Source organism: Edaphobacter aggregans DSM 19364 (assembly GCF_000745965.1).
In the GTDB taxonomy this organism is placed as follows: Bacteria; Acidobacteriota; Terriglobia; order Terriglobales; family Acidobacteriaceae; genus Edaphobacter; species Edaphobacter aggregans.
This window is the reverse complement of record NZ_JQKI01000042.1, coordinates 18,052-38,147: the sequence shown is the minus strand read 5'-3', so window position 1 is coordinate 38,147 and position 20,096 is coordinate 18,052. Positions and strand designations below refer to the sequence as shown.

21 protein-coding genes and 2 pseudogenes are annotated in these 20,096 nt (G+C 60.7%); 7 read left to right on the top strand and 16 right to left on the bottom strand.

The window, feature by feature from the left end:
* Positions 1–32: 32 nt before the first annotated feature.
* From Q363_RS42065 to Q363_RS44170, 5 genes are all read right to left on the bottom strand, one after another.
* The gene (locus Q363_RS42065; RefSeq protein WP_169747017.1) at positions 33–209 is read right to left on the bottom strand and encodes a hypothetical protein; all 177 of its coding nucleotides are present in this window, start codon (positions 207–209) and stop codon (positions 33–35) included.
* Positions 206–622 (bottom strand): DUF6677 family protein, encoded by a 417-nt coding sequence (locus tag Q363_RS16695; RefSeq protein WP_035352277.1) that lies wholly within the window; start codon positions 620–622, stop codon positions 206–208. Before Q363_RS16695 ends, Q363_RS42065 begins: the two co-directional genes overlap by 4 nt.
* A gap of 43 nt (positions 623–665) precedes the next feature.
* Positions 666–1,868, bottom strand: coding sequence for a M24 family metallopeptidase (locus Q363_RS16690; RefSeq protein ID WP_245632274.1), 1,203 nt, complete (start codon positions 1,866–1,868; stop codon positions 666–668).
* Positions 1,869–2,074: 206 nt separating this feature from the next.
* Positions 2,075–2,263: a hypothetical protein gene (locus Q363_RS44175; protein ID WP_245632273.1), complete on the bottom strand. Its 189-nt coding sequence runs from the start codon at positions 2,261–2,263 to the stop codon at positions 2,075–2,077.
* Between the two features lie 20 nt (positions 2,264–2,283).
* Complete coding sequence (locus Q363_RS44170; protein WP_245632272.1) at positions 2,284–2,442, bottom strand: hypothetical protein; 159 nt, start codon at positions 2,440–2,442, stop codon at positions 2,284–2,286.
* Between the two features lie 152 nt (positions 2,443–2,594).
* Here Q363_RS44170 and Q363_RS42835 point away from each other — a divergent pair, with 152 nt between their 5' ends.
* Positions 2,595–3,005 (top strand): IS110 family transposase, encoded by a 411-nt coding sequence (locus tag Q363_RS42835; protein ID WP_211256214.1) that lies wholly within the window; start codon positions 2,595–2,597, stop codon positions 3,003–3,005.
* Positions 3,006–3,020: 15 nt separating this feature from the next.
* The gene (locus Q363_RS42830) at positions 3,021–3,680 is read left to right on the top strand and encodes an IS110 family transposase (protein WP_051978885.1); all 660 of its coding nucleotides are present in this window, start codon (positions 3,021–3,023) and stop codon (positions 3,678–3,680) included.
* Positions 3,681–4,597: 917 nt separating this feature from the next.
* Here the strand turns inward: Q363_RS42830 and Q363_RS16675 are convergent.
* From Q363_RS16675 to Q363_RS16645, 7 genes are all read right to left on the bottom strand, one after another.
* Positions 4,598–5,059 (bottom strand): DoxX family protein, encoded by a 462-nt coding sequence (locus tag Q363_RS16675; RefSeq protein WP_245632271.1) that lies wholly within the window; start codon positions 5,057–5,059, stop codon positions 4,598–4,600.
* Positions 5,056–5,502 carry an SRPBCC family protein gene (locus Q363_RS16670; RefSeq protein ID WP_051978884.1) on the bottom strand — a complete coding sequence of 149 codons (447 nt, stop codon included), beginning with the start codon at positions 5,500–5,502 and terminating at the stop codon, positions 5,056–5,058. Before Q363_RS16670 ends, Q363_RS16675 begins: the two co-directional genes overlap by 4 nt.
* On the bottom strand, positions 5,499–5,837 hold the full coding sequence (locus Q363_RS16665; protein ID WP_035352275.1) for an ArsR/SmtB family transcription factor: 339 nt from the start codon (positions 5,835–5,837) through the stop codon (positions 5,499–5,501). The genes Q363_RS16670 and Q363_RS16665 overlap by 4 nt, the downstream gene beginning before the upstream one ends.
* A gap of 104 nt (positions 5,838–5,941) precedes the next feature.
* Complete coding sequence (infB, locus tag Q363_RS16660; protein ID WP_035352273.1) at positions 5,942–9,112, bottom strand: translation initiation factor IF-2; 3,171 nt, start codon at positions 9,110–9,112, stop codon at positions 5,942–5,944.
* Positions 9,113–9,239: 127 nt separating this feature from the next.
* Positions 9,240–10,826, bottom strand: a complete 1,587-nt coding sequence (nusA, locus tag Q363_RS16655) for a transcription termination factor NusA (RefSeq protein ID WP_035352338.1) — start codon at positions 10,824–10,826, stop codon at positions 9,240–9,242.
* 89 nt (positions 10,827–10,915) lie between these two features.
* Positions 10,916–11,506 (bottom strand): ribosome maturation factor RimP, encoded by a 591-nt coding sequence (locus Q363_RS16650; RefSeq protein WP_035352271.1) that lies wholly within the window; start codon positions 11,504–11,506, stop codon positions 10,916–10,918.
* A 248-nt stretch (positions 11,507–11,754) separates the two neighbouring features.
* A complete protein-coding gene (locus tag Q363_RS16645; protein ID WP_035352269.1) occupies positions 11,755–12,015 on the bottom strand; it encodes a hypothetical protein in 261 nt (86 codons plus the stop codon).
* Between the two features lie 42 nt (positions 12,016–12,057).
* On the opposite strand from Q363_RS16645, the gene Q363_RS46330 reads away from it, so the two are divergent.
* Together Q363_RS46330 and guaB are read left to right on the top strand one after the other, a co-directional pair.
* A complete protein-coding gene (locus Q363_RS46330) occupies positions 12,058–12,207 on the top strand; it encodes a hypothetical protein (RefSeq protein ID WP_425387692.1) in 150 nt (49 codons plus the stop codon).
* Positions 12,208–12,368: 161 nt separating this feature from the next.
* A complete protein-coding gene (gene guaB, locus Q363_RS16640) occupies positions 12,369–13,892 on the top strand; it encodes an IMP dehydrogenase (RefSeq protein ID WP_035352268.1) in 1,524 nt (507 codons plus the stop codon).
* A gap of 400 nt (positions 13,893–14,292) precedes the next feature.
* Here guaB and Q363_RS16635 read toward each other — a convergent pair whose 3' ends face one another.
* The 3 genes and pseudogenes from Q363_RS16635 to Q363_RS16625 form a co-directional block, all read right to left on the bottom strand.
* Positions 14,293–15,525 (bottom strand): IS110 family RNA-guided transposase, encoded by a 1,233-nt coding sequence (locus Q363_RS16635; RefSeq protein WP_035352266.1) that lies wholly within the window; start codon positions 15,523–15,525, stop codon positions 14,293–14,295.
* A 560-nt stretch (positions 15,526–16,085) separates the two neighbouring features.
* Positions 16,086–17,106, bottom strand: a pseudogene (locus tag Q363_RS16630) (IS110 family RNA-guided transposase).
* A gap of 220 nt (positions 17,107–17,326) precedes the next feature.
* A complete protein-coding gene (locus tag Q363_RS16625) occupies positions 17,327–17,908 on the bottom strand; it encodes a DUF302 domain-containing protein (protein ID WP_211256213.1) in 582 nt (193 codons plus the stop codon).
* A gap of 179 nt (positions 17,909–18,087) precedes the next feature.
* Here Q363_RS16625 and Q363_RS16620 point away from each other — a divergent pair, with 179 nt between their 5' ends.
* Complete coding sequence (locus tag Q363_RS16620) at positions 18,088–18,279, top strand: hypothetical protein (RefSeq protein WP_051978883.1); 192 nt, start codon at positions 18,088–18,090, stop codon at positions 18,277–18,279.
* Between the two features lie 247 nt (positions 18,280–18,526).
* Here the strand turns inward: Q363_RS16620 and Q363_RS44165 are convergent.
* Positions 18,527–18,715 (bottom strand): annotated as a pseudogene (locus Q363_RS44165) (transposase domain-containing protein); the annotation flags it as partial.
* A 287-nt stretch (positions 18,716–19,002) separates the two neighbouring features.
* Between Q363_RS44165 and Q363_RS16610 the strand changes: the two are divergent.
* Both Q363_RS16610 and Q363_RS16605 read left to right on the top strand, forming a co-directional pair.
* A complete protein-coding gene (locus Q363_RS16610) occupies positions 19,003–19,494 on the top strand; it encodes a DUF4142 domain-containing protein (protein WP_211256212.1) in 492 nt (163 codons plus the stop codon).
* Positions 19,495–19,625: 131 nt separating this feature from the next.
* Positions 19,626–20,015 carry a cupredoxin domain-containing protein gene (locus tag Q363_RS16605; protein ID WP_051978882.1) on the top strand — a complete coding sequence of 130 codons (390 nt, stop codon included), beginning with the start codon at positions 19,626–19,628 and terminating at the stop codon, positions 20,013–20,015.
* The last annotated feature ends 81 nt before the right edge of the window (positions 20,016–20,096 follow it).

The window sequence follows — 20,096 nt, the reverse complement described above, 5'->3', positions numbered from 1 at the left end:
CGAACAGGGCCTTCTGCTCCTACGTTACCGCTTCAGTGCTTGATCAGCCACATCAGCCAGCTTGCGACGATCGTCCCCCCGACGAAGAGCGCAAAGCAGAATGCACCAAACCGGATCATCATCCTTGGCTCCGACCGCATCGTGATCCCGAAGACGACTGAGGTGAACAGCGAGAAGAGCAGCACCGCTCCAAAGTGCGAGATCGTCACGATGCCTTCCTTCCCGTCGCCAGCGAGTGCGCGTCCACCGCGGCGATGATGTTCAGCAGGCCTGAGACTACGATGAACTTCGTTCCGTAGTCCGCGACCGCGATCTGCACCGTCGCCTGGCCCAGGTCGAAGACGCGGGCGGCGACGTAGAGGAGGCCGGCACCCAGGTCCCCGGCGAAGTTGAGCATGTCCAGCAACTCAGCCGTGTTGGGGCCGTAGACCTTGCCCTTCAGCGCGAGGCCGATTGCGAACATTGCCACGATCGAGACGAACAACAGCGTCCCCCGCACCCATTTGCCGAGCAGCAGGTGCCCGGCTCCGGGGATCAGCCAGCCTGCGATCAGAATCAGCGCTGGCGGCAGAGTGGTCGTCTTCTGCGCGGGTCTGGCCTGCGCCTGAACATTCGTCGTCATCTCAATCCATCATAGCAGCGCGGAATTCGCGAGACTATCTTGCTTATATGCGCACCAGCTCGGTCTGGATGCGTCCCGTGACCTCGGCCTTGCCCGGCAGCGCGATCATGTCGACCTCGCTGCGCACTCCGAACTCGCCGGGGAAGTAGAGTCCCGGTTCGACGGAGAAGCAGGTCTTGGGCAGGATCAGCCGTTCGTCGTGGGTCTCGAGGTTGTCGAGATTTGCTCCGTTGCCGTGGAGTACGGGGCCGATGTTGTGGCCGGTGCGGTGGGTAAACCAGTCCTTCAGGCCGGCCTGGGCGATGACTCCGCGCGCGGCGTCGTCGGCCTGCCAGCCGGCGATGGGTTGATTCGACGTGAAGGCGTCCTTGACGGCCTTTACCGCGGCGTCGCGAGCGTTGCGCACCGTTTCGAAGATCATCTGCTCGCGAGCGGTCGGCTCGCGGTCGACGACGCCAGTCCAGGTGATGTCGTAGTAGCAGGCGTCGGGGCGGTTGAGCTTTCCCCAGATGTCGATCAGGACGAAGTCACCTTTGCGGATGGGCTTCGAGCTGGCGACGGTCGGCTCGTAGTGCGAGTCGGCGGAGTTGGCTCCGCAGCTGACGTTGGGGCCGTGCTCCCAGACCAGACCCTCGCGGGCCATGCCCTCGGAGAGAAACTCGACCATGGCGAACTCGTGGGTGCCGCCGGAGAGGGTGCGGCGGCCGATCTCCTGCCAGCCAGCGGCGAGGACGGCGTCGATCTTCTGCTGGGCGACGTAGTGGGTCGCGATCTGGTCGTCGTTCAGCACGGCCTCGAAGAGGCTCACCAGGTCGGCGGAGCTGACGATCTCCTTGCCGAGCGCGCGGAGCATCTCGACCGTCCCGGCATCGACCATCGAGACGTACATGATGGCGTTGCGGGGGGAGTACTGCATGGCGATCTTCGTCGCCCCGGCGGTCAGGGTTCTGACCTGCGACTCCAGCTCCTGCCAGGAGGAGTAGACGGCCTTCGTGCCGGGCAGGGGATCGAGACGTCCGGACTCGATCCGGTGGACGAGCTTCTTCGGCTCGCCAGTGGCGGGGATGAAGTAGAACCATCGACGGGTGACATGGAGGCCTTCGCCGAGGCCGAGGATACGGTAGGCGAGCGGGTCGCGGTAGTGGTGGTCGTAGAAGAGCCAGCCGTCGAATTTATGTTCGCGGAGGGCGGCCTGGATGGCTGCGAGGTCCATCGTCTTGGCTTCCTCGGTGATTGATGACTGCATGACCCCTCCCCCGTACTTAAGTGTGCAAGGTCTTCAAAACAGGAGAGATGACTGGGTACTTCTGTGTCAAGTCAACCTGGATTAAATGCGAAGGCCCGGCGGCTTGCCGGGCTTTGCTTCCACTGCTTAAGAATATCAGGCGTGTCAAGGATTGGGCTGTGGAAAGCGGCTTTCGAGTTTTTGTAAAAGCTAATATCGCGACGAAGCTAGTCGGCCCGCTTGCTGCTCGCTCGCTGGGGATTCGGCTTGTTCTTGGCCTTGAGATTGAGCGCCACCGCAGCGCGGTTGAGTTCCTTCAAGGCCGCCTCATCGACCTTGTCGCCTTCGTGGATGTCGATGGCGCGCCTGACATTCCCGTCGAGACTGGAGTTGAATAGGCCTGAAGGGTCCTCCAACGCAGCTCCCTTGGCAAATGTTAGCTTGACGACGCTCTTGTACGTCTCTCCCGTTCAGGGTCTGCCTTGTGGATGATCTCGCGCACCTTCGCGAGCATCTTCCCGCGCCAGTCCCCAAGCTCGTTGATCTTCGCGTCGATGAATGCAGAGGCAGATTCCACCGTGACGGTCCTTTTCATGTATCGCTCCAACTCTCGCAGCTAATTTAGTTGCGCTCCGCGTAAACCCGCAACTTCCGCCAACGTCGAGTAGTGAATCAGTTCGGAGTGAATAACTGAAGTTGCCGATAAATGGGATGAGCAGGTCTAGCGAATCGGAGAGACTATTGCCCATGAAAAATCCTGCGCAGCACCTAATCACGGAAGTATCACGCAGCAGCTCCAGGGTCGGGATGACGATCGGGATCGATCTTGGGGATGTCTGGAGCCATTACTGCACGCTCAACGAAGATGGAGAAGTAGTGGGCCGGGGCCGGTTTCGTACCAGTCCATCGGGAGTCGAGAAGTGGTTTACCGATCTGCCTCGGGTGCGGATCGCGATGGAAGCGGGCACGCACTCGATCTGGATCAGCGAGCAGCTTCAGGAACTGGGTCACGAAGTGATCGTAGCGAACGTGCGCGAACTGTGTGCGATCTCGCACAGCGATCGGAAGAGCGATCAGGTGGATGCGGAGAAGCTGGCTCGATACGCGCGGCTCGATCCGAAGATTCTGCGTCCGATTGCCCACCGTACGGTCGCTTAGCAGGAGGCACTGACGTTGATCCGCGCCCGCAACCTGATCGTTCGTCTGCGGACAGCAGCAGTGAACGCGGTGCGTGGATTGGCCAAGCCTTGCGGCTACCGACTTCCGGCCTCGTCCACCTTGTGCTTCGCCAAGCGGAGTTTGGCCGTGCTTCCGCGTGGTCTTGTTCAGCCGCTCGGTCCGGTGCTCGAGCAGATCGCGGAGATGACGAAGAAGATCAAGCACTACGACCGGCTGATCAGGCGACTCACGGAGACGGAGTATTCAGAGACACAAGCGCTGATCCAGGTCTACGGTGTCGGGCAGCTCACGGCCCTGACTTACGTCCTGACGCTGGGCAGCAAGGAACGTTTCCAGCGAAGTCGCGATGTCGGCTGCTACCTCGGTCTGCGCCCAAAACGCAGTCAGTCCGGGGATCGCGACCCGCAGCTCGGCATCACCAAGGCTGGCAACATCTACTTACGTACTCTGCTGGTCGAGTGTGCCAACCATGTGCTCGGTCCGCATGGGAGAGATTCCACCTTACGACAGTGGGGTCTGCACCTGGCCTCGCGCGGAGGCAAGCAGTCCCGTAATCGGGCCATCGTCGCCGTCGCTCGCAAGCTGGCAGTACTGCTTCATCGCATCTGGATCACCCAGGAGCCATACATCCCGTTCTATGCAGTAGCAGCCTGAGGAAGGAGATCATGTCTAATTGTTGCGACTCCCCGCTCCCCGATGACTGCGTGTCTGGTTGGGCCCTGAACGAGGCCGACCGAAAACTGGCAGCATCGACTTCTCCTTCTGACCCCAACCGACACAGAGCCACGAGCGGCTCACTCAAAGTGCGAATAGAAACACGGTGGAGAACAACATGCGGAACAACCAAAACAGAACAACAAGAGAGACTAAAACGCTTAGGAAAGAAAAACAGAAAACCCCTTGACCTAAATGACCTGCTCATAGAAAGCCGACTTTCCGGACATAGGGTTTGATCTTCGGTCGGGTTGCCAATTCGAGGCTAGAATCGTGCTTTGGAGGTAGCCCTTGCTAACCCGCGTCGTAGTCCTTCTTCTGGGGCTGCTTCTTACATGCGATCTCCGCGCAAACATACCCAACCCCTATCCCAACGAGATCGAAGGCCTGAGATTCTACGTCCACTATCTCGCTCCCTTGCGCCCAGATCAATCGGACGCTAAGCAAGTAGTTCAGGTCTTTGGCTCAGACCAAGGTCTGGAGTTGAAGGACTGGAAAATTGGTGTCCTGTATTCATGCACTGATGATCCTGTCGCTTGCTCTCACGGTCCTCGAAATGACCGTCTCAAGACGATCGTCATTACACCAAAGCGCAGAGTTTCTCTAGGACATCGAAGGTTTCCTGATGCCTTTTCTCACTCCTATGGAAGTGTGTCTGAGATAAACGTTACCTGCGACATATACACGGACAACTTCGGTCTGCAATATTGGGTCGTTTCGAGCGATTTCTCTTCATACAAGAAAGGCGATCTGCTATGGGTTCAGTACGGAGCCGCCCCTGCCAAATAACCGCGGGCTAGTCCGTCGCAGAAGCGTACGTCGTGGTGGTTCGGAAACTTCACTCCTACGATCTGCGGTCAGGCGCTCGCCGGCGTGGCCTGCAGGCGGCGCCAGAAGAAGTACGACGCGCCCCAGAGAACCCCAGTCCCCACCGACCAGCTCCACGCCTCGACTCCATCGCCGACGGCGAGGTGCGCGATCAGCGCCGAGACGAGCGTGATGGCGAAGCCGGCGTAGGCCCACTCCTTGAGCCGCGCGGGGACCATGGGGACGAGCAGTGCGGCCAAGCCCGCCAGCTTGGCCCACGAGAGCTCAATGCGGAAATAGGCGGGGAAGCCGAGGTGGGCGAAAACCTGGGCCACCTGGGGGAGACGCAGCTGGGCGTAGGCGGTGAAGCTCATCTGGAGCGCGAAGAGCACCGTGGAGATCCAGAAGCCGGCGACCAGCCACCCGGAGGCCTTCATCTTGCCAGCGGCCTTCATCCTGTAGGAGCCCGTCATGCTACTGTAGGAGTCCATCATGCTATCGGATGCGTTCATGCCACACCTCCGCCGAGTACCCGCTCCAGGCTGTCGAAGAAGCGCTGCCAGCCGTATTTTGCGCCGCCGTAAGCTTGCTGCTGATCGGGACGGAAGCCGGACTGCTCCATGCGAACGTGGGTGCCGCCCTCCGCCGGAGTCAACGTGAAGAGCACAACGGAGTCAAGCCCCAGAGAACTCCAGCTATAGGAGAGCTGTTTTAAGGGCTCGACGATCAGCACTTCGCAGTCGATTACGCCATCCCAGTTCGGCACGGGATCGGCCCGGAATTGGAATTTCCGCCCGGCCACCGGCTCGAAATCGTTGTTCATCAGCCATTGCGCGATGAGCGGGCTCTCCGTGAGCGCACGCCACACCTTTTCCGGCGAGTGCGGAAATACCCTCTCAATTACAAGGGTACGGGTACCCTCTGCTGGATTGCTCTTCTCAGTTGCAATGCTCATGGCTCCATCCTTTCCAAGAGTGCCTCAAGCTTGTCAAACCGCTCGCGCCAGAACGCACCGTAGTGACGCAGCCAGTCCACCATCGGCGCCAGCGCATGGGGCTGCGCGCGATAGTGAGTTTCGCGTCCCTCGCGGCGATGCCGTACCAGCTTTGCCCTCGTCAGCACCGTCAGGTGCTTGGACACCGCGGGCTGGGAGACGCCCGCATAGCGAGTCAATGCGTGGACGGTCTGTTCGCCCTGCCGGGTCAGCTCCTCGAAGATGGCCCGGCGCGTTGGATCGGCGAGAGCGCGGAACACGTGATTGGCATTGGCGGGCTTCACGGACAAAACCATAACCGTATGGTTATGGTTTTGTCAAGATGCTTCAGCACACTTGTAACGCCACAAAAAGTGAAGGCCGGGATTGCTCCCGACCTTCTTGTTTGTTGAAGTGTGCTTTATGCGTTGACGGATTCGGCTGCTGCCGCCTTGCGCTCTGCGGCGGTCTGGCCGAGTTCGGCGGCCAGCTTCTCGGTGGTGAAGGCTTCGATGAAGTCGCCGATCTGGATGTCCTTGAAGTTGCCGAGGTCGATGCCGCACTCGACGCCCTGGCGGACTTCGGAGACGTCGTCCTTGAAGCGCTTGAGCGAGGCGATCTTGCCCTTCCAGATTTCGTCGCCGTTGCGCATCACCTTGACCTGCGCGTCGCGGCGAATGAGGCCGTCGCGGACCACGCAGCCGGCGATCTGGCCGACCTTGGTGATCTTGAAGACGTTGAGGACTTCGGCGCGGCCGAGGTAGTTCTCCTTGAAGACGGGCTCGAGGAGACCGTACATCGCCTTGGTGATCTCGTCCTGCAGCTCGTAGATGATGGAGTGGATGCGGATCTCGACGTTCTCGCGCTCGGCGATCTCGGCGGCCTTGCGATCAGGCCGCACGTTGAAGCCGATGACGACGGCGTTCGAGGCCGAGGCCAGCAGGACGTCGGATTCGGTAATGGCGCCGACGCCTGCGCGGAGGACGCGGACGCGAACCTTCTCGGTGGACATCTTCTCGAGCGAGTCGGCGAGGACTTCGACCGAGCCTTGCACGTCGCCCTTGAGGATGAGGTTGAGGTCCTTCATGCCGGCCTGCTTGATCTGCTCGGCGAGTCCTTCGAGCGAGACGCGGGAGCTCTTGGCGAGCTGCGCCTCGCGCTCCTTCATGGTCCGGTAGCGCGCAATATCCTTGGCGCGGTCGCGGTCGGCCATGACGAGGAAGGTATCGCCTGCATCCGGGATCGACTCGAGACCGAGGATCTCGACCGGCGTTGAAGGTCCGGCCTCGGTGATAGCGCGGCCACGGTCGTCGAACATGGCGCGAACCTTACCGAAGGTGTTGCCGACGATGTAGCTGTCGCCGATGCGGAGTGTACCGTTCTGCACCAGGATGCTGGCTACAACGCCGCGACCGCGATCGAGCTTGGCTTCGATGACGGTTCCGACGGCGGGACGGTCGGGCTGCGCCTTCTGCTCGTTGGTGTCTGCGACATAGCAGATCATCTCCTCCAACGCATCGAGATTCATGCGCTTCTTCGCTGAAACCTCGACGTGCTCTACGTTGCCGCCCCAACCGGTAAGCAGTAATCCACGCTCGCCAAGCTGCCCCTTGATGCGGTCGGGGTTGGCCTCCGGCTTGTCGATCTTGTTGATGGCCACGATGATGGGCACGTTGGCGGCCTTGGCGTGGTCGATGGCCTCAAGGGTCTGCGGCATGACGCCATCATCGGCAGCGACGACGATGACGACGATGTCGGTGACCTTGGCGCCGCGGGCACGCATGCGGGTGAAGGCCTCGTGACCCGGGGTGTCGAGGAAGACGATCTGGCGACCGAAGGCCGGTGAGTCGGGCTTGGTGACGTGGACCTTGTAGGCGCCGATGTGCTGGGTGATTCCGCCGGCCTCGCCTGCGGCGACGTCGGTCTGACGGATGGCGTCGAGCAGCGAGGTCTTTCCGTGATCGACGTGGCCCATGACGGTGACGACGGGCGAGCGCACGATCTCGGTCATGCCGGTCGTGTCCTCGAGGAAGCCCTCGATGGCCTCGTTCTCCAGTTGCTCTTCAACGGAGATGATGTTGGCGTCGGCGCCGAACTGGCGGGCGACGTCCTTGACCAGCTCGCCCTCGAGCGACTGGTTGACGGTGACGAAGACGCCGCGCATGAGCAGGGTGGCGATAAGGTCCTTGCCGCGGATGTCGAGCTTCTCGGCGAGGTCCTTGACGCTGATGCCTTCGGTCACCGTGATGGTGCGGGTGATCGGCAGCGGCTCGTGGGGGATCTGCGCTCCGCCGAAACGCGGCGGCGGGGCGAAGCCCTTCATCGGGCCTTCTTTGGTCTTCTCGTAGCGCTGTCCGCCGCGACGTGCAGCAGGACGGCCTACGGGGCGTCCGCCGGGGACCTCACCGGGGCCGGGCAGAAGACCGCCGGCACCTGGTGCTCCGCCGGGCCGTGGGCCGAAGCCGGGTCGTGCGCCGAAGCCGGGACGTGCGCCCGGAGCAAAGCCGGGGCGTCCGGGCGCTCCGCCGGGACCGCCTGGGCCGCCGGGGAAGGTGCGCGTTGGGTGCATGGGGCGGCGGGCTCCGGGAGGCAGGGGAGGACGCGAGCCCGGTGCTCCGGGGGCCTGCGGACGAGGCCGCTCGAAGATGGGACGGTTGCGCGGCGGAGATCCTGGAGCGGGGGCCGGGGCGGTGTAGATGGGGCGCGGGCCGGTCTGCGGCATGATGACCCTGCGCACCGGTGTGGCAGGCGCGGCTGGGGTCGCCGGAGCGGGAGCCTCTGCTGCCGGAGCGGCTGGCGTCTCGGCGGCGGGTATCTCGACAGGCGCCAGGGCGGGTGAAGCGGCTGCGGCCGGAGCCGGAGCGGCTGGAGCCGGAGTGGCCGGAGCGGCAGCTATGGGGGCGGCTGGAGGAGTGGCTTGCGCAGGCTTCGGCGCCACTGCTGCCGGCGGTACGGCGACGACAGGGCGTTCCGGTGCGGCATGCGGAGCCGGTGCGGCGTGCGGGGCCGATGCGTGGGCGGCGGGAGCAGCGGTCACGGGTGGGCGCGCGATCACGGGACCGGCCGGAGGCTTGCTTGCGATGGCCGGCGCGGGCGCGGGAGCCACGATGTTGGCTGCCTGACGGGGCTGCGGGACAATCCTGCGCGGGCCCTGCGGGGCGGCTGGCTGCGCGGGCGTGGTCGCCGCGGCGGCAGACACGTTCGGCAGGGTCGGCTTCGGTGCAGTAGCAGCAGCAGGAGCGACGACGTGCGCCGCGGGTGGAACCACCACTGCTGGGCGAGGGGTCACCGGAGGCGCGGATTTGGCTGCGGCCTCGGCCTGCTTGCGCTCGAGGATCGCCTTGAGCGCGTCGCCGGGCTTCGAGACCTTGGACAGGTCGAACTTCGGCCTGTTGTCAGGCGCAGGCCTCGACGCACTCGCGCCGCGTGATCCGCCGGTGAGGTAACTGCGGACCTTCTCCGCTTCGTCGGCCTCGATCGAGCTGGAGTGCGTCTTCTTCTCGGTGACACCGACCGCCGTCAGCGCGTCCAGAATGGACTTGCTCTTTACTTCCAGCTCGCGTGCCAGATCGTTGATTCGAACTTTGCTCATCCGTCCCTTTTTCGCTTCCCTAGCGCCCTAGCTGCTCATATCGGCCTCTTCGAGGTAGGAGTGGTTGTTATCTCTATTATCCCCGAAATTGCTGCGTCCGTGACGCAGCAACTTCAGGTTGCCGCGGCTAGCCACGGTCGTTTCCGTCATCGATGCCCTCTTCGGAGACCTCCTGGGCCTCATCGACCAGGGTGTCTACCGTATCGTTGGTCCGCTCGATCCGCTCCTCGCGAGCATCCGCCTCGCTAAAGGCGTCGGTTTCGGAGATGCGGTCCTCAGCCTCTGCGATGTCCTCGGCTGAGAGTCCGCCAACCTCCTGAGCGCGGCCGCTTCCGGCCTCCTCGGCAAGAATCTCCTCAGGTGTCTTCTCCATGGAGCCCTCCTCTCCGACGGCTTCGGCAGCGGCAACAACTGCTGTTGCGGGCCGCTCCTCGCCCTCTTCGTACTGCCCGAAGTAGTGGCGCACGGCGACGGAGATCTTCTCGACTGTCTTTTCTCCGATGCCGGGAACCTCTTCGAGTTGCTCGGGCGTCATGTCGGCGAGTGCTTCGACAGTGGTGATGCCGGCGGCGATCAGCTTCTCGAGGATCGTCTCGCCCAGCTCTGTGACCTGCTCGATCGGCGTGGTGGGTCCGCCGCCCATGGCCTGCATCTGCTGCTCGACCTCCTGGCGCTTCTCCTCTTCGCTCTTGATGTCGATCTTCCACTGCAGCAGCTTGGCGGCGAGGCGGACGTTCTGGCCCTTCTTGCCGATAGCGAGCGAGAGCTGGGTGTCGTCGACGATGACCTCGAGCTGCTTTTCACCGAGGTCAGTGATGGAGACGCGGCTGACCTTGGCGGGCTGCAGGGCCTTCTCGGCGAAGGTGGTGATCTCGTCGGAGTACTCGATGATGTCGATCTTCTCGCCGCGCAGCTCACGGATGATGGACTGCACGCGCATGCCCTTCATACCGACGCAGGCGCCGACGGGATCGACGTCCTTGTCGCGCGACTGGACGGCGATCTTAGTACGCTCGCCGGCCTCGCGGGCGATGGCCTTGATGGTCACGGTGTTGTCGTAGATCTCCGGGACCTCGCTCTGGAAGAGGTTCTGCACGAGTACTGGTGAGGCGCGGGAGACGATGACCTGCGGTCCCTTGGCGGCGCGGTCGACGCGCAGCAGGACGACGCGGACGCGCTCGCCGACGGCGAATTGTTCGAGGCGCGACTGCTCGCGCTTCGGCATGCGGGCCTCGGCCTTGCCGATGTCGAAGATCACGTCCATCGGCTCGAGGCGCTTGACCGTGGCGGTGATGACCTCTCCGGCGCGGTGGTTGTACTCGTTGAAGACAGTGTCGCGCTCGGCCTCGCGGACCTTCTGGAAGATGACCTGCTTGGCCATCTGGGCGGCGATGCGGCCGAGCGGCGTGGTGTCCTTGTAGAAGCGCAGCTCGCCGCCGACCTCGACCTCGGGGGCGAGCTCGCGGGCCTGATCCAGCGTCAGCTGGTTGACCTCGTCCTCGAGCTGATCGGGGCCTTCGACGACGGTCTTGAACACGTAGGCGCGGATCTCGCCGGTCTCGCGGTCCATCTCGGCGCGCATGTTCTCCTGCGTCTTGTAGTACTTCCTCGTCGCCAGCGCGATGGCGTCCTCGACGGCGCCAACGACAACGCCCGGCTCGATACCCTTATCGCGGCTCAACATCTCAATCGACTGATACAAAGCGCTTGCCATCGTCATTCGTCCTTCATTTGCCCGGTGGATTCATGCTCCCCGGGCCGTTTGAACTTGATCTTTACTTTCTTCTGATGCAAACAGCGGGGCTAGAACTCCGCCACCAGCTGCGCCTTCTCCACATTTGCCAGCGGAATCTCGACCACGGGAGCCGTCACCGCCTTCTTCGCCTTGCCCTTCTGCTTGACCGCAGAGAGATCCAGCGTCAGAACATTGCCCGCGAATCCCGTCAGCCGTCCCTGCCAGTGGCGGTTGTTGTTGACCGGGGTGAAGGTCTGCACCTTCACCAGACTTCCCGTGAACCGGGTGTAGTCCTCCGGCCGGAAGAGCTTTCGCTCGAGGCCGGGCGAGGAGACCTCAAGGGTGTACTCGGCTCCGGGCATAAGGTCTTCAACGTCCAGCACGGTTCCGAAGTCCTGGGCGAAGGTGGCGCAGTCCTCGTGGGTTACGCCGGAGAGCATCTCGACGGGGACTCCCTGCGGCAGCGTGAGCTCTTCCTCCGCGCCTTCGGATGCGGCCTTCTCGGCGAGCTTTGCCCGCCCCTCAGCGTTCTTTTCGATGAAGACGCGGAGCGTCCGGAACTTCGCGCCACCCTGGAACTCCAGGTCAACCACCTCAAGGTGGTGGGAGGCCGCCACGCGGTCCGCCGTTGCCCGTATTGTGTCCAGATTCAGCGCCATAACTCGATTTCCTGCCGCTTGCGTTCGTTCCTTCGCGATGCTCCGCGGAGGGCATATTTCAGAGCAAATAAAAAGTGGGCTGTAGCCCACTCATCTCTTCCGTCCTTTTGCCGGTGAACTCACGGCCTCTTGCGGGACAACGGAAAAAACGCTGCAAACCGTATGATACATCCACTTCGTCCGCAGGACAATCCTGGGTCACCTTCGGTCCGGAGCCTTCCGCGTCCCGAATTCGAAAAATTTCTGATTTACGCAGCGAAACCTGACGTAAGATGCTGCCACCGATCAGTTAAGAACCGAATATGCGGGGTGCCATGCGAGCCGGGAAGCGCCAGCTTTGCGCAGGCGCTCGCAATTACCACCAGAGCAGGAAACAGGTACAGGTTCTTCCACAGGCGATCCAGCGGATCGATCTCGCGTGAACTCTGGCTGGATGAGACCTCCTCGGCGCCTATGAGGCTGGTCTGCCTTTTTGCCAGCTGCTGCATTTTTCGCTCGGTGACGTCCATCCTCCTCTCTTCTCGATTCTGCTGTGGATCTGGGCGCACCTGGTGGGCGACACGCAGGTGAGGCTTCGCCTCTTCAGCGTCCTGATGAACATCTTGAGCATGGTAGTGATGGTCTTCCTTGCGCGCCGCGTCCTCGGTCCGCGATTCGGCGCCTACGGGTGGTTCTGTATGCGTTTTCGCCGATGCTGCTGATCTATTCGCTCGAAGTGCGCAGCTACATGCCGTGCGACGCGAATATTCACCGAGCCTCAACGTGGGCGCCTTGCTGCATCGTCTGTGACTCTCATACAATTGAATATTAAATCTCCAACGGCAATCGCCTCCCTCAGGCCCATCCCGCGGACCAAAGACAAATGATTAATCTTCCGATCCCCGAAGCCCTTACCTTCGACGATGTTCTCCTCGTACCTGCTTACAGCGAAGTCGTTCCGACTCAGGTGTCGACGCAGACGCAGCTTACGCGAAACATCACCCTAAATACGCCGCTGCTCTCGGCCGCGATGGACACTGTGACCGAGTCACGTCTGGCCATTGCGATGGCGCAGCAGGGAGGCATGGGCGTCGTCCATCGCAACCTGACGATCGAGCAGCAGGCGGGCGAGATCGACAAGGTGAAGCGCTCGGAGTCGGGCATGATCGTCGATCCGGTGACGATTGAGCCGGAATATCCGATCGCGGACGCGCTGGAGGTGATGCGGCGTTACAAGATCTCGGGCGTTCCGGTGACGAAGAACAAGAAGCTGGTCGGAATTCTGACCAATCGCGATCTTCGGTTCGTCTCGCGAACCGACATTCCGATCTCTGACGTGATGACTAAGGAGAACCTGATCACGGTTGCGGTGGGAACGACGCTGGAGCAGGCCGAGCTGATCCTGCACAAGCACCGCGTGGAAAAGCTGTTGGTGGTCAACGACGACTACGAGCTGAAGGGCCTGATCACGGTCAAGGACATCCAGAAGAAGCTGAAGTATCCGAACGCGTCGAAGGATTGTCAGGGGCGACTGCGCGTTGCGGGAGCGATCGGCGCGACGGGCGACTTCCTGGAGCGCGCGGAAGAGCTGGTGCGGGCTCGCGTGGATGCGCTGGCGATCGATTCGGCGCACGGACACTCGTCGCGTGTGCTGGAGGCGATTCGCGAGGTGAAGCGAAGGTTTCCGGAGCTCGATGTGCTGGCGGGAAACATCGCGACCTACGAGGGCGCGCTGGCGTTGATCAAGGCTGGAGCCGATGCGGTGAAGGTCGGCATCGGGCCGGGCTCGATCTGTACGACGCGCATGGTTACGGGCGCGGGAATGCCGCAGATCACGGCAATCTCTGAGGCCTTTCGCGCGGGGCGCGAGAACAATATTCCGATCATCGCCGATGGTGGCATCAAGTACTCGGGCGACGTGACGAAGGCGATCGCGGCGGGAGCCTCGGTGGTGATGATGGGATCGCTGTTCGCCGGCGTGGATGAGTCGCCGGGCGAGACGATTCTCTATCAGGGCCGCAGCTTCAAGGCGTATCGCGGCATGGGCTCGTTGAGCGCGATGGCGCAGGGCTCTGGCGAGCGGTACTTTCAGGGCAAGGACGACATTGCAGACGCCTCGACGGAGCGGCCGAACCTTACGGCGCGGGAGAACGGCTCGTCCAATCGCCTCGCGAAGTTCGTGCCGGAGGGCATTGAAGGCCGCGTTCCGCATCGCGGGCCGCTGGAGAGCATGGTGTATCAGCTCGTCGGCGGTTTGCGCTCGGGCATGGGATATCTCGGGTGCGCAACGATCACGGAGTTGCAGCAGAACGCGAAGTTCATACGGATCTCGGGAGCTGGATTGCGCGAGAGCCATGTTCACGACGTGATCATTACGCGTGAGGCGCCGAACTATCACGTTGAGTAATCGTTGGGGGGGACCCCTCCCCCTCTGTCTCTTCAAGATTCCTGTTTTCTGTTGCCTGCACGATTTTAACAGGGTAAAGTCTTGATTCGAGGCGGTTTAAGTATCAAACTCTTGATTCGATTGGGTTTACTGAGCTTTAATCGAGAAAAAGCCCCGGTGCGACCGGGGCTTTTTCTTATCTGTTTAAAGTGTAGCAGGCCGGAGGTAATTAATCGGCATTTTATATTTCTTTTGTTTTGTGTGGGTTGTGCTGTTTTGGGGCTTGACAGGATTTTGCGGTGGCAAGTGGCGCGTAGGGCGTTACGGCTTCCGTGACCTACCCTGAGTTTTCTGACTTGCTGCCGAGTAGATTCAGGCAGGTCACGGGCAGGGACGAGACTAGAAAGAAACAGAATCTCGATCAGGCTGCCGAGGGCGTGATTTGGACGTTGAATCCCAAGTTCTTCAAGCGGTGGATGAGGTGAAGGGCTTGCTTGTCTTTGGCGCGATGGTTGAAGTGGTTAGCGCCGAGATCCTGGTAGAGGGTTCCAGACTTGAGCATATGGTAAGCGGCAGTGAGCAAGGAGGAGGCTACGGCTCCGATAGCTTTTTTGGGGCCGCGGCGGCTGCGCAGGCGGTGGTATTGGGCCTGGAAGTAGCTGTCCTTGGTGCGCGCGGCCGCCCAGGCGCATTGCACTAGAGTGGTCTTGAGCCACGGCGCACCTTTCTTCATGCGACTGGAGCGCCGCTTGCCCGCGCTTTCATCGTTGCGGGGACAGAGTCCAGCCCAGGAAATCAGGTGACCGGCGGTTTCAAAGCGGCTCATATCGACACCGATCTCGGCGATGATCACCTGGGCGGAGAGTGAGCTGACGCCAGGAATGCCGTTCAGCATTTCGAGGGCGACCCGAAAAGGTTCGACGTTGCCGGCGACCTCCTTATCGATGCGAGCGATGGCCGCGTCCTGGGCATCGATCTGGTCCAGATGCAGCTTCAGCATGAAGCGATGATGATCCGTCACCCTGCCGCGCAACGCCGCTTCCAGTTGCGCCGAGGTGGCGTGAATCCGCCGATCTGCCAGTGCGGCTAGTGCATGGGGAACGGTCTGGCCAGCGATCAGGGCCTCAAGGATGCGGCGGCCAGAGAGACCCAGAACATCGGTGACCACCAAATCCAGCTTGATATTGGCGTCCTCCAGCGTCTTCTGGATGCGCTGAATATGACTGCTGCGCTCGCGCCCGAACTGCTTGCGGGTACGCAGCAGATCGCGCATTTGCTGGGTTGGTTGGTCGGGCACAAAGCTCGCCTTGACCAGTCCATGGGCCATCAGCTCGGCCAGCCACGCGGCGTCGTTAACGTCGGTCTTGCGCCCCGGCACATTTTTGACGTGCCCGGCGTTTGCCAGCACCAAGTCGAACTCGCCGTCGGAGAGAATATGCCAGACCGGCTTCCAGTAGACGCCGGTGGCCTCCATGACGATATGCGTACAACCTTCCGTTGTAAGCCAATCGGAGAGGGCTATCAGTTCCTCGGTGGTTGTCTTGAACGTCTTAATCCCGGTCGTCACCTTGCCGTTCCTCAGGTGACGAACGCAGGCCACCACCGTCTCCTTGTGAATATCGAGACCAGCGCAATGCGGATGCAGAAGTTCCATCGCTCCTCCTCTGCGCCGCTGGCGTGGAGCCCCGATTGAAGAAATCTAGAAAGCGTGCTCCGGGGCGGTAAACCGCCCGTGGCGACAATCCGGGGTGCTCAAGGGGTTCCGGGTCCGACTGTTACACGGGCTGATGCGCACCAAACTCATACCGACCTCTATGCCCACGACGCGAAAACACTCTACACCAACACGCTTGCACGTTTCATCTATCGCGGGTCGGAAACACCGGTGGGGGACTGTTACGAATGTATGGTCCGCCGCGCGACTGCAAGGTAAAGTTTGGTCGAGAAGACAAGTCTGCGCAAATGTATTCGGCCTTTGGGCGGAGAGTAGTTCTCCTGGCCAGGATGAGTTGCGCGCGTGTCTGTCCTTTTAAAACTCGTCGGTCGTTGAAGACCATTCGTAACACCAGGTTGCGGACACGCCGTTGTGACTGTTCTTTCGTCGTTACTTACCCTGTGCAGACTTCGGTGGAGAAGCTTCAAGCCGTCGTGGTGGTGGTGTGGGAAAGTGGGAGCGCGCAGCGCTTCCAAGCCGAAGGCGCCTTTTCCACACCGTTAGGTTGCGACGGGTCTGTACTCGTTGCCGCTGGAGAGCACAGCCCAGGCGATGCGGGCCAGCTTGTTGGCCATGGCGACTACGACGACGTTCTTGTGCGCTCTGGCGTCGAGTGCATCGAGCCACGCTCCAATCGGTGCTCGGTCGCGCTTGATATGCAGTACCGCCGCTCGCGCGCCATGAATCAGGATCTTGCGCAGGTACGCGTTGCCCCGTTTACTGATGCCAAACAGCTTCGCCTTACCACCGGTCGAGTACTGACGGGGCACGATGCCGAGCCAGGCTGCGAACTCTCGCCCCTTGTTGAACGCAGCACCGTTGCCGATGGCAGCGACGATGGCCGTGGCCACGACTGGGCCTATGCCTGGTATCTTGCGAATGCGCGTGCAGCCCGCATCCGCGGCAGAGATCCGTTCCAGTTCATCGTTCAGCTCTTCAATCTGCTGCTCAACAAGCCTCCACTCACTCCACAACCCATCGATCAGGTTGCGCATCCGCGGCGTCAGGTCGGACTCTGCGTTCTCGAGGATGTCCGCCATGGCGGCCTTGAGCTTGGCTGGCGTCTGCGCAAACACCAGGCCACGTTCGAGCAGAAACGCCCTTAACTGGTTGATCACTGCTGTACGCCGCGCGATGAGCCGGTCCCGCACTCGATCGATCGCCTGCAAATCCAGCTGATCGTCCGTCTTGATCGGAACAAAGCGCATGTTCTTGCGTTCAACGGCCTCGGCGATCGCCTCCGCGTCGATGAAGTCGTTCTTGTTCGACTTCACGAAGGGCTTCACAAACTGGGCTGGAATCAGCCGGACATCGTGCCCCTGCTTGTGCAGCGCCCGGCCGAGGAAAGGGGCGCCGGAGCACGCCTCCAGGCCGATCAGAGAGGTCTGCATGTTCGCGGTGTAAGCCAGCAACTGCTTCTGCGTGAACTTCTTCCGCACAAGCACCTTGCCGGCTGCGCCGGAGCGCTACAAGGTGAAAGGTTGTCTTGCCAAGGTCGATGCCAACTGAATGTATCTGCATGTCGATGATCCTCCTTCACAGGAACTGCCACCACGATCCACCTACTAACCCAGGTGAATCAAGCGGCGGACCATCTCATTAACTCTATGTTTGGACCCTGCTCGTCGCTGGTCCGACTTACCCGGCCTTCTCATGGAAGCTGCCAACACACCGCTAGACTAATAGCCCTCAAAATCCGCCGAGGGCAACCTCGTGGGGGCACAGATGGAAAATGCCAAACTTATTTCGCCGCCGCAGTCAGAATCCTTTCGACCTTTGCGTCGAGTTCCCCCGCTACTTTGAGAGCATCGCTGTTCCCATACGGTGCAAGATAGGAGGTCATCCTGTCATACGAGATGCGGACGCTATCCGGGCGCTCCTCAATGAGGATAGTTACTGGCGCATATGAGCCTGCGTCAACAACATGCTTCACCATTTCTTTCATGATCAGTGGATTCCCTGCAACAATGCGGAGAATTCTTGGTTTGGCGGTTCCATTCTCTGTCCTGAGAACCCCACCGTGGTCGAACCGCGTAAACTCCATAAGGCCGTTCGGTTGCGTTACCGGAGCGACAACCTTTTCCATTTCGGCTTCATTTTGCGCAGCGGACAAGCTCTTGCGAAATGCAGCCATATCCGGATGACCGATCGCCGCGTCGATGCGGGCAACCACCGTGTCAAAGGGTTCGGTGGTAATGATACTCACTCGTTGGACGTGAACTTCTTGAATGCTCATATGCGCTGCCTCTCCTGTTGTTGTTGTTGCTGTTTGAGCCGACATTCCGACACACGCGGCTAAGCCGAGTGCAAGGCCGGAGGCCATCTGAAATACTCGCGAAATGCTCATGATCCTCTCCCGTTAATACGTCTGCACAGTTCACCGGCCACCCACCGCCGCCGCTCCAGAGATCCTTGGGCATAATGTGCGCCTGAGTTCTGCCTTGGATTGACGTGGTATGGTGCTCCTCGGTGAAGGATGCAGTGACTGGTGGAGAGCGTCAGATGATCGACTTTCTGGGCGGAGTAGCGCCAGGTAAAACAAAGGCGTTACGAAGACGGCAGGCAATCGTTGCGTTCGCGTCCATGGTTGGGGGCCTGACTCTCGCCCGCATGACGTCCGACGGCGAGCTTTGCCGGGAGATTCTGAAGGACGTAGCACACTCTGTTCCAGGCAGCGTCAGGGCAACTGTCTGACATCAATGTTGCATGCGACGGTCTCGGTGAAGGAAATGGCTGTCACGAATTGCTAAAGGTCAACCAAACGATGGCGCTAATCTCGTCATCGGTTCGAGGAGCCTCACTCCTATCCAGGGAGCAAGGATCTGGATGCAATATGCGACTTCGTATGGCACGCTTAAGTGCTTCGGGAAGCTCACCGGTTGGCTTCACAACTCATGAGTGTATCAACGCTTATGCGCGAAGCATAAGTGTCGCCTTGAACTTAGTGTGGGAGGGAGACTCTCGGAGATCTCAAGTGTCCATTTGATTTCTCAAGTGGACACTTGAGATTTAGGTGAGATGGGTCGGCCGTGCGGTGAGGTACCAGTAGAAGTTCGTTGATGCGGTTGATGGGATGGTCGGCGATGCGTTCGAGGAGGTGGCGCAGATAGAGTTCCGGGTCAAGATCGTTCCTTCAACTCTCCGATGCAAATCTTTCGCCGTGGCAGCAAACACGACGGGAAACCGCCATTGTCGGGGGTCCGTCGCGAATTCGTCGAAGCACCTCGAGACTTTGAGGTTTTGCCCGAAGTTATCCTCCAAGACCAAGACAAGTTAATTCGGCAACTTACATTCGAATCCTGCCTTTTTGGGAGAGCGCTTCCATAGTGGCCCAGTACCTGCACTGGGATTTGTTACTTCATGGATCCACTTTTCAACGAAAACTATGGAGAAACAAGTATGTCGAAAGAGGTAAGTATGTTGAAAGGTCTGAGTATGTCGAACACAGGTATGCACAGCCGATACAAGGCCATATGTGCAGTAGCAACGATCATATTCGCGCTTGGGCTGCATCCGGCGAGAGCGAACGCGCAACAAGGAGATGCTCCGACCGATCCACAGATCGTGGGAATCGTCGGCATCGCCGACCAGATTGACATCGATTACGCCAAGCTGGCGATGTCAAAAGCGAAGGACAAGCAGGTCAAAGACTTCGCGCAACAGATGATTACCGATCACTCGTCCGTGCAGACGGCTGTGAACGACCTCTCGGCGAAACTCAACGTGACTCCGGCAGACAGCGCGACCAGCGACTCGCTTAAGACGCAGGCACAGCAGATGATGCAGAAGCTCCGGGGCCTGAAGGGTAAGGAGTTCGAGGAAGCTTACATCGACAACGAGGTGGCTTATCACCAGGCCGTTATCGACGCCCACCAAGAAGGTGTTAATCCCGAGCGCGCAGAACGCTGACCTGAAGGCAGCCCTGCAAGGGGCCGTGCCACTGTTCGAAGGTCACCTGCAGCACGCCCAGCGGGTACAGTCCGCTGTCGAGCGCGACGGGAAGTCTTCCCACTCGAGCCTTGACTAAGGACGAGGAACCTATGCACCGCAGACCGAATCTAGCATCGGTAACGCTGGTTCTGTTGGCCGCGCTCGCGCTGATCGCAGCGGCGGGATTCCCGTCGCATGCGAGCGCAGGCCGGCCAGCGAATTCAGGAAGCGTTCCACCCAAGGTGGTTACGGTTGTGATCCGCGAGCTCAAGTTTGAACCGGCAACCGTGACCGTTCATGCGGGCGACACCGTGGAGTGGAAGAACGACGACATCGTGCCCCACACCGCAACGGAGGATGGCGACCCCCAAAAGCCTGCTTTCGATTCCGGGACCATCCAAACGGGAGCAGCGTGGCGCTACGTCGCACGGAAGAAAGGCACGTACAACTACATCTGCACACTCCACCCAAACATGAAAGGCAAATTGATCGTTCAGTAATGCGACGGTGGAACGCCGTGCGGGCCTCAGGATGACAAGGTTGTGGGAGGTGCGAATTGCGTCGCGCGCGAGAGAGATTGC

Coding starts and splice junctions, on each gene's coding strand:
- Q363_RS16695 (WP_035352277.1), bottom strand. CDS start 622: ATGACGACGAATGTTCAGGCGCAGGCCAGACCCGCGCAGAAGACGACC.
- Q363_RS16690 (WP_245632274.1), bottom strand. CDS start 1,868: ATGCAGTCATCAATCACCGAGGAAGCCAAGACGATGGACCTCGCAGCC.
- Q363_RS44170 (WP_245632272.1), bottom strand. CDS start 2,442: ATGAAAAGGACCGTCACGGTGGAATCTGCCTCTGCATTCATCGACGCG.
- Q363_RS42835 (WP_211256214.1), top strand. CDS start 2,595: ATGAAAAATCCTGCGCAGCACCTAATCACGGAAGTATCACGCAGCAGC.
- Q363_RS16675 (WP_245632271.1), bottom strand. CDS start 5,059: ATGAACGCATCCGATAGCATGATGGACTCCTACAGTAGCATGACGGGC.
- Q363_RS16670 (WP_051978884.1), bottom strand. CDS start 5,502: ATGAGCATTGCAACTGAGAAGAGCAATCCAGCAGAGGGTACCCGTACC.
- Q363_RS16665 (WP_035352275.1), bottom strand. CDS start 5,837: ATGGTTTTGTCCGTGAAGCCCGCCAATGCCAATCACGTGTTCCGCGCT.
- infB (WP_035352273.1), bottom strand. CDS start 9,112: ATGAGCAAAGTTCGAATCAACGATCTGGCACGCGAGCTGGAAGTAAAG.
- nusA (WP_035352338.1), bottom strand. CDS start 10,826: ATGGCAAGCGCTTTGTATCAGTCGATTGAGATGTTGAGCCGCGATAAG.
- Q363_RS16650 (WP_035352271.1), bottom strand. CDS start 11,506: ATGGCGCTGAATCTGGACACAATACGGGCAACGGCGGACCGCGTGGCG.
- Q363_RS16645 (WP_035352269.1), bottom strand. CDS start 12,015: ATGGACGTCACCGAGCGAAAAATGCAGCAGCTGGCAAAAAGGCAGACC.
- guaB (WP_035352268.1), top strand. CDS start 12,369: ATGATTAATCTTCCGATCCCCGAAGCCCTTACCTTCGACGATGTTCTC.
- Q363_RS16635 (WP_035352266.1), bottom strand. CDS start 15,525: ATGGAACTTCTGCATCCGCATTGCGCTGGTCTCGATATTCACAAGGAG.
- Q363_RS16625 (WP_211256213.1), bottom strand. CDS start 17,908: ATGGCCTCCGGCCTTGCACTCGGCTTAGCCGCGTGTGTCGGAATGTCG.
- Q363_RS16620 (WP_051978883.1), top strand. CDS start 18,088: ATGATCGACTTTCTGGGCGGAGTAGCGCCAGGTAAAACAAAGGCGTTA.
- Q363_RS16610 (WP_211256212.1), top strand. CDS start 19,003: ATGTTGAAAGGTCTGAGTATGTCGAACACAGGTATGCACAGCCGATAC.
- Q363_RS16605 (WP_051978882.1), top strand. CDS start 19,626: ATGCACCGCAGACCGAATCTAGCATCGGTAACGCTGGTTCTGTTGGCC.